Here is a 977-nt window from a genome sequence, read left to right on the forward strand (position 1 = left end):
CCTTAGTACCGGTGTTATTGCCATTATCAAGCTCATAACTTGGGGCGTTAACTGTGCCATCCGCATTCACTGTTGAGTTACCACCTAAGCTGGTAGCAACAGACTGTGCAGTACCGAATAGCTGACCGCCATTAACGGCGTCAGTTGAGCCTGAGCCAATAGTGCCGGCTGCTACGTTGGTGATCTTGTCACCACCGACATCTAAACCATTTGCATTGCTAGTTAAGATGGTGTTGTTAGTAGCATCCCCTAGGGTGACTTTGGTGAACTCAACTTCGTCACTGGTCGCCACTTTGATGACTTGATCATTGTCGCGGGTGACTTTGATGTTCTTACCATCAACGAATTGTACGGTCTCACCTGGAGCTACGTTGTCAGAGGCGATGCCATTGACTTTGACGTCCCAACCTTGGTTTGCGGTGCTGTTGACCGACTTGATAGCGTCATCAATGGTGCTCTGTCCGGTGCCGCCAACATCACTCATGGTGAAGCTGTTATTTACATACTCGGCATTTCCGCCTAATACGTTAGTCGCTAAGCTGTCGCCAGCTGCTTGAATCTGACCACCATTAACCGCGTCAGTTGAGCCTGTGCCAATAGTGCCAGCTGCAACGTTGACAATCTTGTTGCCACCATTATCAAGCCCTGTATTGGTCAAGCTGACATTAGTGATGCCAGCAGGAGCCCCTGCTGCTTTGGTGATTATGAGGCCATTACCATTAACGGTTGTGGCACCAGTCGTTACGCTGCCACTATCTCCTAGAGCTAGGTTTTTGTTTAGGCTAACTTGTACGCCATCAGTGGTCGTGGTACTGGTTAGGTTGCTGTCGCCTTTAACATTAATGGTGTCGCCTAAGGCAAATTGGTTGTTGGTTGTACCATTACCAAATTTGATGCCTTTGTTAATCTCGGCGGTGTTGCTGGTCGTGCGACCATCTAAGTTACCTAATGCGGCGCCGACGTTGTTAACGGTTACC

Annotated in this window: 1 pseudogene; it reads right to left on the reverse strand. The window is 49.0% G+C overall.

Annotated elements, in window-relative coordinates:
* A pseudogene (locus SB749_RS18630) lies at positions 1-977 on the reverse strand (hypothetical protein); the annotation flags it as partial.

The sequence above is a fragment of the Brevibacterium sp. SIMBA_078 genome, assembly GCF_046534565.1.
Lineage (GTDB): Bacteria > Actinomycetota > Actinomycetes > Actinomycetales > Brevibacteriaceae > Brevibacterium.